This is a genomic window from Delftia sp. UME58 (assembly GCF_014170385.1).
Taxonomy (GTDB): Bacteria; Pseudomonadota; Gammaproteobacteria; order Burkholderiales; family Burkholderiaceae_C; genus Comamonas; species Comamonas acidovorans.
The window spans coordinates 119,272-132,355 of the sequence record NZ_LZZV01000021.1; the positions used below are offsets into that span (position 1 = coordinate 119,272).

10 protein-coding genes and 1 rRNA gene are annotated in these 13,084 nt (G+C 65.3%); 10 read left to right on the forward strand and 1 reads right to left on the reverse strand.

Annotated elements, in window-relative coordinates; all coding sequences use genetic code 11:
- Nucleotides 1–94 precede the first annotated feature (94 nt).
- Together lptE and holA are read left to right on the forward strand one after the other, a co-directional pair.
- Nucleotides 95–601 (forward strand): LPS assembly lipoprotein LptE, encoded by a 507-nt coding sequence (gene lptE, locus A9976_RS09460; RefSeq protein WP_183018789.1) that lies wholly within the window; start codon nucleotides 95–97, stop codon nucleotides 599–601.
- Between the two features lie 5 nt (nucleotides 602–606).
- On the forward strand, nucleotides 607–1,659 hold the full coding sequence (gene holA / locus A9976_RS09465) for a DNA polymerase III subunit delta (protein ID WP_183018790.1): 1,053 nt from the start codon (nucleotides 607–609) through the stop codon (nucleotides 1,657–1,659).
- A 10-nt stretch (nucleotides 1,660–1,669) separates the two neighbouring features.
- Here holA and A9976_RS09470 read toward each other — a convergent pair whose 3' ends face one another.
- Nucleotides 1,670–1,972: a hypothetical protein gene (locus tag A9976_RS09470; protein WP_013804767.1), complete on the reverse strand. Its 303-nt coding sequence runs from the start codon at nucleotides 1,970–1,972 to the stop codon at nucleotides 1,670–1,672.
- 189 nt (nucleotides 1,973–2,161) lie between these two features.
- On the opposite strand from A9976_RS09470, the gene A9976_RS09475 reads away from it, so the two are divergent.
- The 8 genes from A9976_RS09475 to A9976_RS09510 all read left to right on the forward strand — a co-directional run.
- Entirely contained in the window at nucleotides 2,162–3,442 is a 1,281-nt protein-coding gene (locus A9976_RS09475) for a glutamate-5-semialdehyde dehydrogenase (protein WP_012207797.1), read from the forward strand.
- 74 nt (nucleotides 3,443–3,516) lie between these two features.
- Nucleotides 3,517–4,974, forward strand: a complete 1,458-nt coding sequence (gene trkA / locus A9976_RS09480; RefSeq protein WP_012207796.1) for a Trk system potassium transporter TrkA — start codon at nucleotides 3,517–3,519, stop codon at nucleotides 4,972–4,974.
- A 10-nt stretch (nucleotides 4,975–4,984) separates the two neighbouring features.
- Nucleotides 4,985–6,451 carry a TrkH family potassium uptake protein gene (locus tag A9976_RS09485; protein WP_013804766.1) on the forward strand — a complete coding sequence of 489 codons (1,467 nt, stop codon included), beginning with the start codon at nucleotides 4,985–4,987 and terminating at the stop codon, nucleotides 6,449–6,451.
- 81 nt (nucleotides 6,452–6,532) lie between these two features.
- On the forward strand, nucleotides 6,533–7,828 hold the full coding sequence (gene gshA / locus A9976_RS09490) for a glutamate--cysteine ligase (protein WP_012207794.1): 1,296 nt from the start codon (nucleotides 6,533–6,535) through the stop codon (nucleotides 7,826–7,828).
- Between the two features lie 97 nt (nucleotides 7,829–7,925).
- On the forward strand, nucleotides 7,926–9,794 hold the full coding sequence (locus A9976_RS09495; RefSeq protein WP_183018791.1) for a potassium transporter Kup: 1,869 nt from the start codon (nucleotides 7,926–7,928) through the stop codon (nucleotides 9,792–9,794).
- Nucleotides 9,795–9,844: 50 nt separating this feature from the next.
- Nucleotides 9,845–11,026, forward strand: a complete 1,182-nt coding sequence (locus tag A9976_RS09500; protein WP_183018792.1) for a benzoate/H(+) symporter BenE family transporter — start codon at nucleotides 9,845–9,847, stop codon at nucleotides 11,024–11,026.
- Nucleotides 11,027–11,106: 80 nt separating this feature from the next.
- Nucleotides 11,107–12,057, forward strand: a complete 951-nt coding sequence (gene gshB, locus A9976_RS09505) for a glutathione synthase (protein ID WP_183018793.1) — start codon at nucleotides 11,107–11,109, stop codon at nucleotides 12,055–12,057.
- Between the two features lie 445 nt (nucleotides 12,058–12,502).
- Nucleotides 12,503–13,084: ribosomal RNA gene (locus A9976_RS09510) — 16S ribosomal RNA — on the forward strand; the annotation flags it as partial.

Here is a 13,084-nt window from a genome sequence, read left to right on the forward strand (position 1 = left end):
CCCTCGCTGCGGGGCGGCCCTTGCTCGGTGTCCCTCGCTTTGGGCGCGCCCGTTGCAAGGGCTGTGAGTGGCGCAAGCGCCTTGGAGAACTGATATGCAAAAACGTACCCTGCTCACCGCCCTGGCCCTGGCTCCGCTGCTGGGGGCCTGTGGCTTTCGCCTGCGGGGGGTGCCGACCTTCGTGTTCCGCTCGCTCTACATCCAGGCCAGCCGGGGCTCTGCGGTGGCGCGCGAGCTGTCGCGCAATCTGGCCAGTGCCAGCGACAAGCTGACCGTGCTGCGCGATCCGGCATCGCCCGACGATGCCGAAGCGATCTTCCAGATCGTCAGCGAGCGGCAGGAGCGGGTCATCGTCGGCATGAATGCGCTGGGCCAGGTGCGCGAGTTGCAGCTGCGCCTGCGCGTGCGCTTCAAGCTGCGCACGCCCAATGGCGACGAGCCGATTCCCGAGACCGAAATCCTGCAGCAGCGCGATGTGACGTACAACGAAACCAACGCGCTGTCCAAGGAGGCCGAGGAAGCCATGCTCTACAAGGACATGCGCACCGACATCGTGCAGCAGTTGCTGCGCCGCCTGGCCGCCGTCAAGAGCCTGACCTGAGTTCCATGCAGCTTGCCCTGAACCAGCTCGGCGGCCATCTGGCCAAGGGCCTGCGCCCGCTCTATGTGCTGCACGGCGACGAGCCGCTGCAGCAGCAGGAGGCGGCCGATGCCATCCGCGCCGCGGCGCGCGCGGCCGGCTATACCGAGCGCAGCAGCTACACCGTGGCCGGCGCGCATTTCGACTGGAGCGCCGTGCTGGCGGCCGGTGGCTCGCTGTCGCTGTTTGCCGACCGGCAGATCGTCGAGATCCGCATTCCCTCGGGCAAGCCCGGCAAGGACGGCGGCGCCGCGCTGCAGCAGATCGCCGAGGCCGCACGCGGCAATGACAGCACGCTCACCCTGGTCCTGCTGCCGCGCCTGGACAAGGCCACCAAGACGGGGGCCTGGTTCAGCGCGCTGGACGCCCAGGGCATGACGCTGCAGATCGATCCCATTGAGCGCGCCCAGTTGCCGGCCTGGATTGCCCAGCGGCTGGCGGCCCAGGGCCAGCGCGTCGCACCCGGCGAGGAAGGGCAGCGCACGCTGCAGTTCTTTGCCGACCGCGTGGAAGGCAACCTGCTGGCCGCGCACCAGGAAATCCAGAAGCTGGCGCTGTTGCATCCCGAGGGTGAACTGAGCCAGGCCCAGGTCGAGCAGGCCGTGCTCAATGTGGCGCGCTACGACGTGTTCAAGCTGTCGGAGGCCGTGCTGGGCGGGCAGCTGGCGCGCGTCTCGCGCATGCTCGATGGCCTGCAGGCCGAAGGCACGGCCGAGGTGCTGGTGCACTGGACCCTGGCCGAGGACATCCGCGCCATCTGCCGCGTGAGGGACGCCATGGCCGCAGGCCAGCCCCTGCCGATGGCGCTGCGCGCCCAGCGCATCTGGGGCGTCAAGGAACGCTTGTTCGAGCGCCTGCTGCCGCGCATCACCGACGCCCAGGCCGCGCGCCTGCTGCAATCGGCCCACGCGGTGGACGGCATCGTCAAGGGCCTGGCCTTCGAAGGCTGGCCGCGCGACGGCTGGCAGGCCCTGCGTCGCTTGGCCGTGGACCTGGCCCAGGCCGGCGCCAAGGGCTGACGTACCGTTCCTAGCGCGTCTTTTCCAGCTGCGCCTGGGCCTTGGTGGCCCAGGTCTCAAGGTTGTCCAGCAGGTCCTTCTGGCTGAAGGAGCAGCTTTCCTCGCTGAACAGCGCGCTGGACTCCAGTCGGTCCAGCAGATTGAGCAGCACTTCGCCGTAGCGCGGCGGCAGGGCCTGCAGCAACTCCGATGAGGCCCTGGCCTGCTGTCCGAGCACGGCGGCCGACAGCTGCTGCTGTGCCAGTTGGGCGAAGCCGGCGTGCAACTGGGCGAGCTGCTGGGCGGCGAGAAGAGTGTCGTGGCTGGTGGACATGGCGGGAAAACCTCTGCGTACTGGGCAGCAGTGTAGGGTGGCCGCGACATCCTGCCGGCCGCCGGAACGCGGGGTTTGCCCTCTGGTGGCCGTGCGCAGACGCAGCCTGGCCGCATCGCGGCCGCATGTCGGCGCGGGGCATGCCCGGTTCCGGTGCGCAAATGGGCGCAACTCGGCGAGAATCTCGGAATGAACGCGCTCAATATCGTCGAATACACCCACAACCTGGGCGTTCAGGCCAAAGTGGCCTCCGCCCAGATGGCCCGAGCCTCGGCTGCCGTCAAAAGCCGCGCCCTGCTGGCGCTGGCGCGCCTGCTGCGGGAGAACGTGGAGCCGTTGCAGACCGACAACGCCCGTGACCTCGACCGCGCCGTGGCCAACGGCCTGTCCGCTCCCATGGTGGACCGCCTGCGCCTGACGCCCAAGGTGCTTGAAACCTGTGCCCAGGGCTGCGAACAGCTGGCATCCATGGCCGACGTGATCGGCGAGATCATCGGCATGAAGCAAATGCCCAGCGGCATCCGCGTGGGCCAGATGCGCGTGCCCATCGGCGTGTTCGGCATGATCTACGAGAGCCGCCCCAACGTGACCATCGAGGCGGCCAGCCTCAGCATCAAGAGCGGCAACGCCTGCATTCTGCGTGGCGGCTCGGAAGCCATCGACTCCAACAAGGCCCTGGCCGCCCTCGTGGCCAGGGCGCTGGCCGAGGCCGGCCTGCCCGAGCACGGCGTGCAGCTGGTGCAGACCACGGACCGCGAGGCCGTGGGCCAGCTCATCGCCATGCCCGACTACGTGGACGTCATCATCCCGCGCGGCGGCAAGGGCCTGATCGAGCGCATCAGCCGCGAGGCCAAGGTGCCGGTCATCAAGCACCTGGACGGCAATTGCCACACCTATGTCGATGATCCCTGCGACATCGCCATGGCCGTCAAGGTGGCCGACAACGCCAAGACCAACAAGTACAGCCCCTGCAATGCCAGTGAAAGCCTGCTGGTGGCGCGCGGCGTGGCGGCCGAGTTCCTGCCGCAGATCGGCGCCATCTACGCCGCCAAGGGTGTGGAGATGCGCGGCTGCCCCGAATCGCTGGCCATCCTGAAGTCCGTGGCCGGTGCCCAGCTGGCCGAGGCCACCGAGCAGGACTGGAGCGAGGAATACCTGGCGCCCATCATCAGCGTCAAGATCGTCGCGGGCGTGGACGAGGCCATCGCCCACATCAACCGCTACTCCAGCCACCACACGGATGCCATCCTCACGCGCGACCACATGCATGCCCAGCGCTTTCTGCGCGAGGTGGACTCGGCCAGCGTCATGGTCAATGCCAGCACGCGCTTTGCCGATGGCTTCGAGTACGGCCTGGGTGCGGAAATCGGCATCAGCACCGACAAGTTCCATGCGCGCGGTCCTGTGGGCATCGAAGGCCTGACCTCGCTCAAATACGTGGTGCTGGGTGAAGGCGAAGTCCGCACCTGACCGGACCGTGCTGCGCGCCGGCAGGCACCCGGCCGGGATGCCCCGGGCGGGCACCGCAGCACCGCAATGAACTCATGAAAATCATCATTCTTGGCGCCGGCCGTGTGGGCTACAGCGTGGCTGAAAGCCTGGTGTCCGAACGCAACGACATCACGGTGATCGACACCGATGCGCGGCGCCTGCGCGAGCTGGAGTCGCGGTTCGATCTGCGCGGCGTCGTGGGCAACGGCATCGATCCCCAGGTGCTGGCCGAGGCCGGCGCCAAGGACACGGACCTGCTGATCGCCTGCGCCGCGCTCGACGAAACCAACCTGGTGTGTTGCAAGCTGGCCCAGGTGCTGTTCGAGATTCCCACCCGCATCGCGCGCGTGCGCTCCTCGGGCTTTGGCGATGACGAGACGCTGCTGGGCAAGGAAGGCTTCGGCGTGGACCGCATCATCTGCCCCGAGGAATCGCTGACCAACTACATCAGCAAGCTCATCGAGTTCCCCGAAGCCATGCAGGTGCGTGCCTTCGCGGGCGGACGCGCCGCGCTGGCCTCGGTGCGCGCGCGCGACGGCGCCCCCGCCGTCGGCAAGCACATCGGCGAGCTGCGCGACTGCATGCCCGAGCTGGCCATGCGCATCGTGGCCATCTACCGGCGTTTCCTGGAGGAGCCCGACCGCTTCGTGCGCTGCGACGGCAACACCCGCATCGAGCCCGGCGACGAGGTCTTCATCCTGGCCGCGCGCGAGCATGTGGCCGAGGTGCTGCGCGCCATCCACCAGCCCGCGGGCCGGCCTTCGCGCCCCGTCTACCGCATCATGATCGCCGGTGGCGACCAGGTCAGCCTGCGCCTGGCGCTGCAGCTGTCGCGCGTGCCGGGCCGCTTTCACATCAAGATCATCGAGCCCGACGAGCAGCGCTGCCAGGACCTGGCCTCGCTGCTGCCGGCCGAGGTGCTGGTGCTGCACGGCGATGCCACCGACGAGGACCTGCTGGCCGATGAAAGCGTGGAGGACGTGGACCTGTTCCTGGCCCTCACCGACGACGACGAGAACAACATCATGGCCAGCCTGCTGGGCAAGCGCATGGGCGCGCGGCGCGTGCTCTCGCTGATCACGCGGCGCGCCTATGCCGACCTGATGCACGGCACGCAGATCGACATTGCGCTGTCGCCGGCCCAGGCCATGCTCGGCGAGCTGCTGGCCTATGTGCGCCGCGGCGACGTGCAGGCCGTGCACAGCCTGCGCCGGGGCGTGGCCGAGGCGCTGGAGATCGTGGCGCGCGGCGACCGCAAGAGCTCGCGCGTGGTCGGCCGCAAGGTCGAGGACCTGCGCGTGCCCGAGGATGCGCACATCGGCCTCATCGTGCGCGGCATTCCCGAAGGCGTGCCGGCCGACGAGATCGCGGCCGGCGCCGAGCCCGAGGTCATCATCCCGCGCGGCAACACGGTGATCGAGAGCGGCGACCACGTGGTCTTCTTCCTGCCCCACAAGCGGCTGGTGCGGGACGTGGAAAACCTGTTCCGCGTCAGCGCCACCTTCTTCTGAGCCCATACCCATGCGCGACCTGTTCCCCGTCCTGCGCGTGCTTGGCATGCTCATGGTCATGTTCGCGCTGTCCATGCTGCTGCCCTTTGCCGTGTCCTGGTTTGCCGACGACGGCATCTGGCGCATCTACCCCTGGGCCATCGGCATCACGGCGGCGGCTGGGCTGTCGCTGTGGGTAGGCCTGGACCATTTCCGGCGTGAGCTGCAGCCGCGCCACGGCGTCATCCTCGTCACCCTGGTCTGGGTGGTGCTGCCGCTGTGCGCCATGCTGCCGCTGGTGCTGGGCCTGGGCCATGTGGGCCTGAGCATCAGCTTCACCCATGCCTATTTCGAGGCCGTCTCGGGCCTGACGACGACGGGCGCCACCGTGCTCACGGGGCTGGACGCATTGCCCGTGTCCATCAACGTCTGGCGCACCTTCCTGCAATGGCTGGGCGGCATGGGCATCCTGATCCTGGCCGTGGCCATCCTGCCTCTGCTGGGCGTGGGCGGTGCCCAGCTGTTCCGCGCCGAGGCCGCCGGCCCCATCAAGGACACCAAGCTCACGCCGCGCATGACCGAGACCGCCAAGGGCCTGTGGGGCGTCTACGGCGTGTTCTCGCTGGCCTGTGCACTGGCCTTCTGGGCCGCAGGCATGGAGCCGCTGGATGCGCTGATGCACATGTTCGCCACGGTGAGCCTGGGCGGCCTGTCCTCGCATGACGCCAGCTTTGCCTACTTCGACTCGCCGCTGATCGAGCTGATCGCCCTGGTCTTCATGCTGCTGGCCAGCTGCAACTTCGCGCTGTACTTCGTGGCCATGCGCAAGGGCCGCTGGGACGGCTTCTGGCGCGACCCCGAAATGCGCGCCACGCTGGCCGTGCTGCTGGGAGGCGGGCTCATCGTCGCGCTGCTGCTGTGGGCCAAGGGCGTGTACGGGCCTGTCGAGGCGCTGCGCTACGGCATCTTCCACGTGGTCTCGGTGGCCACGACGACTGGCTTCACCACGGTGGACTATCTGAGCTGGCCCGTCTTCGCGCCCGTGCTCATGCTGCTGCTGTCGGGCGTGGCCACCAGCGCGGGCTCCACGGGTGGCGGCATCAAGATGGTGCGCATGCTCATCCTGCTCAAGCAGGCGCGGCGCGAGCTCACGCGGCTCGTGCATCCTCGCGCCATGCAGCCCGTGCGGCTGGGCAACGGCGTGGTGGATGACCGCATGATCTTCTCGGTGCTGGCCTTCATGCTGGTCTATGGCGCCACCGTGATCACGCTCAGCATGGTGCTGCTGCTCACCGACCTGGACCCGGTGACCGCCTTCTCCGCCGTGCTGGCCAGCGTGCACTGCATGGGGCCGGGCCTGGGTGCGCTGGGTCCGAGCTCCAACTATGCTGTGCTCACCGACTTCCAGACCTGGATCTGCACCCTGGCCATGCTGCTGGGGCGCCTGGAAATCCTCAGTTTCATGGCGCTGCTTTCCCCGGCTTTCTGGCGCCGATGATGCCGAAGAGACTGGGGAAAACACTTAGACCATGGTCCAATCTCTACAATTGCCCCCCACCGCCGTACCCAGAGGGTCTTTATGGTTCCACATCTCATCACGGCCCTGACAGGCCCGATCAACGAGCTTGAGCAGCGCATCCTCGACTCCATGCCGGCGATCGAGCGCTGGTTCCGGCTCGAATGGATGGAACACACGCCGCCTTTCTATTGCTCGGTGGACATCCGAAACGCCGGCTTCAAGCTCGCGCCCGTGGATACCAACCTGTTTCCTGGCGGCTGGAACAACCTGACCGACGAAATGCTGCCGCTGGCCGTGCAGGCGGCCATGGCGGCGATCGAGAAGATCTGCCCCGAAGCGCGCAACCTGCTCATCATTCCCGAGAACCACACGCGCAACACCCATTACCTGGCCAACGTGGTGCAGCTCAAGCGCATCTTCAACATGGCCGGTCTGAATGTGCGCATCGGCTCCATCAGCCCCGATGTGAAGAAGACCACCACCGTCACCCTGCCGCATGGCGACACGGTGACGCTGGAGCCGGTGATCCGCAGCAAGCGCCGCATCGGCCTCAAGGATTTCGATCCCTGCACCATCTTGCTCAACAACGACCTGTCCTCCGGCGTGCCGGGCATCGTCGAGGAACTGTACGAGCAATACCTGCTGCCGCCCCTGCATGCAGGCTGGAGCGTGCGCCGCAAGAGCCGCCATTTCCAGAGCTACGAGGAGGTGGCCAAGCGCTTCGGCAAGCTGCTGGGCATCGATCCCTGGCTGATCAACCCGCTGTTCGGGCGCAGCGAAGGCATCGACTTCGCCAATGGCGTGGGCATGGAAGGCCTGGCCGAGCAGGTCGATGTGCTGCTGGCCAAGGTGCGCCGCAAGTACAAGGAATACGGCATCAAGGAAAAGCCGTTTGCCATCGTCAAGGCCGACAACGGCACCTATGGCATGGGCGTGATGACCGTGCGCGACGCCAAGGAGCTGGCCGAGCTGCCGCGCAAGAGCCGCAACAAGATGGGCATGATCAAGGACGGCCAGACCGTGCACGACGTGATCATCCAGGAAGGCGTGCTCACCCAGGAGCGCATGAACAACGCCGTGGCCGAGCCCGTGGTCTACATGATGGACCGCTACGTGGTCGGCGGCTTCTACCGCATGCACCCCGAGCGCGATGTGGACGAAAACCTCAACGCGCCCGGTGCCGGCTTCGTGCCGCTGGCCTTCCAGCACAGCACCCAGCTGCCCCAGATCGGCGCCCGCCCGGGTGCCAGCATGCCCAATCGCTTCTACATGTACGGCGTGGTGGCCCGGGTCGCCATGCTGGCGGCCAGCTATGAGCTGGAGGCGACCAACCCCAACGCGGAAATCTACGACTGATCGGGGTGCTGTCCGATGCGCTCGTCATCAGGACAGCGGACAATGCCGGCATTTCAATTGACTGAAGCCATCTCCCCACGGGATGGCGCATAGACCTGTGCAGAAAACCAAATCTTCGTTGGCCGCGCTCACCCTGGGCGCCATCGGCGTGGTCTATGGCGATATCGGCACCAGCGTGCTGTATTCGGTCAAGGAGGTGTTTGGCTCCGGCCATGTGCCGTTCACCCAGGAGAACATCTACGGCGTCCTGTCGCTGCTGTTCTGGACGCTGACGGTCATCGTCTCGCTCAAATACGTGGTCCTGGTGCTGCGTGCCGACAACAACGGCGAAGGCGGCCTGGTCGCCATGCTGGCCCTGGCCTCGCAGACCGTCAAGGACAAGCCGCGCCTGCGCAGTGTGCTGCTGCTCATCGGCATCTTCGGCACCTCGCTGTTCTATGGCGACGGCGTGATCACGCCGGCCATCTCCGTGCTTTCGGCCGTCGAGGGCCTGGAGGTGGTGTCCCCGCACTTCACCAAGGCGGTGATCCCGCTGACCCTGGTCATCCTGTTCCTGCTGTTCTGGTTCCAGAAGCACGGCACGGCAGGGATAGGGCGCTTTTTCGGCCCCATCACCCTGGTCTGGTTCGCCACCATCGCCGCGCTGGGCATACACCAGATCGCCGGCCATCCGGAAATCCTGGCGGCCATCAGCCCGCACTTCGCGGTGCGCTTCATCTGGGACAACCCCGGCACCAGCTTCATCATCCTGGGCGCCGTCGTGCTGTGCGTGACCGGGGCGGAGGCGCTCTACGCCGACCTGGGCCACTTCGGCAAGAAGCCCATTCGCCTGGCCTGGTTCTCCGTGGCCATGCCTGCCCTCACGCTCAATTACTTCGGCCAGGGTGCGCTGCTGCTGGCCAACCCGGCCGCCGTGAAGAATCCCTTCTACATGATGGCCCCGGCCTGGGCCCTGCTGCCCCTGGTGCTGATGGCCACCATGGCCACGGTCATCGCTTCGCAGGCCCTGATCACGGGCGCCTTCAGCGTCACGCGCCAGGTCATACAGCTGGGCTATCTGCCGCGCCTGGAAGTGCGCCACACCAGCGTGCGCGAGGCTGGCCAGATCTATATGCCCCTGGTCAACTGGAGCCTGTTCGTGGCGATTGCGCTGGCCGTGGTGCTGTTCCGCTCCAGCGGCAACCTGGCGGCGGCCTACGGCATTGCGGTCACCCTGGACATGCTGATCACCACCACGCTGACCTTCTTCGTGATCCGCTACCGCTGGAATTACCCGCTGGCCCTGTGCATTGCCGCCACCGGCTTCTTCTTCCTGGTGGACCTGGCCTTCTTCTCGTCCAACCTGCTCAAGCTCTTCGATGGCGGCTGGTTCCCGCTGCTGATCGGCGGCACGGTGTTCTCGCTGATGATGACCTGGCGCAAGGGCCGCGAGCTGCTGCACCAAAAGCTGCAGGCCGATGCCATCGACCTCAAGAGCTTCCTCGAATCGGTCTGGCGCCATCCCCCGGCGCGGGTGCCGGGCACGGCCGTCTTCCTGTCCGGCGAGCCCGGCACCGTGCCCAACGCCCTGCTGCACAACCTCAAGCACAACAAGGTGCTGCACAGCCAGAACATCTTCGTCACGGTGCGCAACCATGAAGTGCCCTGGGTGGGCCTGGACAAGCGCACCGAGATCGAGGCGCTGGGCAGCGACTGCTGGCAGGTCATCATCAACTACGGCTTCAAGAACGAACCCGATGTGCCGGCGGCGCTGTCCCTGTTGCGCCCCCGGGGCTGCCAGCTCGACGCCATGGAGACCAGCTACTTCCTGTCGCGCGACGTCATCATCCCGCGCATCAGCCACCGCATGGCGCCCTGGCGCGAAAAGCTGTTCGCCCAGATGCACCGAAACGCCAGCCGTGTCTCAGACTTCCTGCACCTGCCCAGCAACTCCGTGGTGGAGCTGGGCTCCAAGATCGAGCTGTAGGCGTCGCCCGCGCATCGCACGATCCGCGACTGTGGTGACAGAATCGCGCGATGCGCTTTCTCCGTGACTTGAGTCCTTCCGCCTTTGCGGCCGGCTTCGTGGCCGTGCTCGTGGGCTTCACCAGCTCGGTGGCCCTGGTCTTCCAGGCCGCCCAGGCCTTCCATGCCACGCCCGAGCAGATCACCTCCTGGGTCTGGGCGCTGGGGCTGGGCATGGGCCTGTGCTCCTTGCTGCCCTCGCTGATACTGCGCATGCCCGTCATGGTCGCCTGGTCCACGCCAGGCGCTGCCGTGCTTGCCACGGCGGGGCTTGCCGGGGGCTTTTCCATGGGCGAGGCCGTCGGCGCCTTCATCATCAGCGCGGGGCTGATCATCCTGGTGGGCGCCACAGGCTGGTTCGAGCGCGTCATGAACCGCATCCCCATGGAAATCGCTGCCGCCCTACTGGCCGGCGTACTGGCCAACTTCGGCATGCAGGCCTTTGCCGCCGCCAGGGACGCGCTGCCGCTGGTCCTGGTCATGCTGCTGACCTATCTGCTGTCGCGCCGCCTGGCACCGCGCTATGCGGTCATCGCCACGCTGGTGGTCTCCATCGCCTGGGTGGCGCTCAACGGGCAAATGCAGTGGTCTGCCGTGCATGCAGGCCTTGCCTGGCCGGTCTTCACCATGCCGCAGTTCTCCGTGCCCGCCCTGGTGAGCCTGGCCTTGCCCCTGTTCGTCGTCACCATGGCTTCTCAGAACCTGCCCGGTGTGGCCGTCATCCGTGCCACCGGCTACGACCTGCCCATCTCCCGCATCATCAGCATGACGGGCATCGCCACCCTGGTGCTGGCTCCCTTCGGCGGTTACGCGCTCAACCTCAGTGCCATCACCGCTGCCATCTGCATGGGCCCCGAGGCCCATGAGGACAAATCCCGCCGCTACACGGCGGCGGCGGTCTGCGGCCTCTTCTATATAGTCATCGGCATCTTCGGCGCCGTGGTCACGGGACTGCTCACCGCCTTTCCCAAGGAACTGGTGGTCTGCATAGCGGGATTGGCCCTGCTGGGCTCCATAGGCAGCGGCCTGGCGACGGCTCTCAAGGGTGAGGAACACAGGGAGGCTGCATTGATCACCTTTCTTGTGACGCTCAGCGGCGTGGTGATAGCCGGAGTCGGCTCGGCGTTTTGGGGCGTGGTCGCAGGCAGCCTGGCGCTATTTGTGCAACATTACCGACGTGCACGGGCCAGCTGACATGCGGCCCACGCCCGGGCACCTCCTTTTGCTTCCTATATATAGGCGAGGCACGGGCCGTCGCCTTCCGCACACAAGCCATGCAAATCCTCTTCGTTGCCGATCCGCTCGAGTCGTTCCAGACCTACAAGGACACCACCTTCTCCATGATGAGGGAGGCACAGCGGCGCGGCCACTCCATCGTGGCCTGTGAACCCAGGCAGCTTTCCTGGCAGCGTGGCGGCAAGGTCGTCGCCCATGTGCGGCACATCCAGCTCACGGGGGATGCGCAGCAGTGGTTCGAGACAACCCAGGAGGGCCTGGCTGAACTGGCGGGCTTTGACGCCATCCTCATGCGCAAGGACCCGCCCTTCGATTCCGAATACTTCTACTCCACGCACCTGCTCGAACAGGCCGAGCGTGAAGGCGCCAAGGTCTTCAACAAGCCCAGGGCGCTGCGGGACCATCCGGAAAAGCTGGCCATCCTCGAATTCCCGCAATTCATCGGCCCCACCCTGGTCACCCGCAGTGCACAGGACATCCGTGCCTTCCATGAAGAGCATCAGGACATCATCCTCAAGCCGCTGGACGGCATGGGCGGCATGGGCATCTTCCGGGTCGGCGCCGATGGCCGCAACCTGGGCAGCATCATCGAAACCCTGAACCAGGGCGGTGCCAGCAGCGTCATGGTGCAGAAGTTCCTGCCTGAGATCACCCAGGGCGACAAGCGTGTGCTCGTCATCGGAGGCATACCGGTTCCCTATTGCCTGGCACGCATTCCCCAGGGCAACGAAGTGCGTGGCAACCTGGCAGCGGGCGGCAAGGGCGTGGCCCAGCCGCTGAGCGATCACGACAAGGCCATGGCCGAGGAGATCGGCCCCATCCTCATGGAGCGCGGACTGCTGCTGGCGGGCGTCGATGTCATCGGGCAATGCATCACCGAGATCAATGTGACCAGCCCCACCTGCTTCCAGGAGATCTACGACCAGACCGGCTGCGACGTGGCCAGCCTCTTCGTCGATGCCCTGGAACAGGCTCTGGCGACGGCCTGAAAAAATCCTGGCGGATGACGCCAGTCATCCGCCAGGATTGGTGCTAGAATTGCGCCCCTGCACTCGATGACATGCAAATGTCTGAAAAGTGAAGCTTCCAGGGTTTTGCAAGAACGTCAAAAAACGTGCTACAATGCAAGGCTCTGCTGAAGAGAGGCGATACAGATCGCTGGTGTTGAAAAGATCGAAGAAATTTGATTGCAACGACGCTAAAAACTGTGCTAGAATTCAAGGCTTCGCTGATCGCAGCGAGTCGGAAGTAAAGAAGAAATTCTCTGCTTCGATCCTTAAAAATATACAGCCGATAAGCGTGGGCGTTTGAGGCGAACAGCCAAGTTCTTTGGAACTCGGCTCTTTGAAGCCAAAAACGCTCATGAGAATAGAAGTGAAGTTCACTTCAATTCCGTTTTTATGAGTTAGTCGAAAGACTTTAAATTTCAAGATCGAACTGTAGAGTTTGATCCTGGCTCAGATTGAACGCTGGCGGCATGCCTTACACATGCAAGTCGAACGGTAACAGGTCTTCGGACGCTGACGAGTGGCGAACGGGTGAGTAATACATCGGAACGTGCCCAGTCGTGGGGGATAACTACTCGAAAGAGTAGCTAATACCGCATACGATCTGAGGATGAAAGCGGGGGACCTTCGGGCCTCGCGCGATTGGAGCGGCCGATGGCAGATTAGGTAGTTGGTGGGATAAAAGCTTACCAAGCCGACGATCTGTAGCTGGTCTGAGAGGACGACCAGCCACACTGGGACTGAGACACGGCCCAGACTCCTACGGGAGGCAGCAGTGGGGAATTTTGGACAATGGGCGAAAGCCTGATCCAGCAATGCCGCGTGCAGGATGAAGGCCTTCGGGTTGTAAACTGCTTTTGTACGGAACGAAAAAGCTTCTCCTAATACGAGAGGCCCATGACGGTACCGTAAGAATAAGCACCGGCTAACTACGTGCCAGCAGCCGCGGTAATACGTAGGGTGCAAGCGTTAATCGGAATTACTGGGCGTAAAGCGTGCGCAGGCGGTT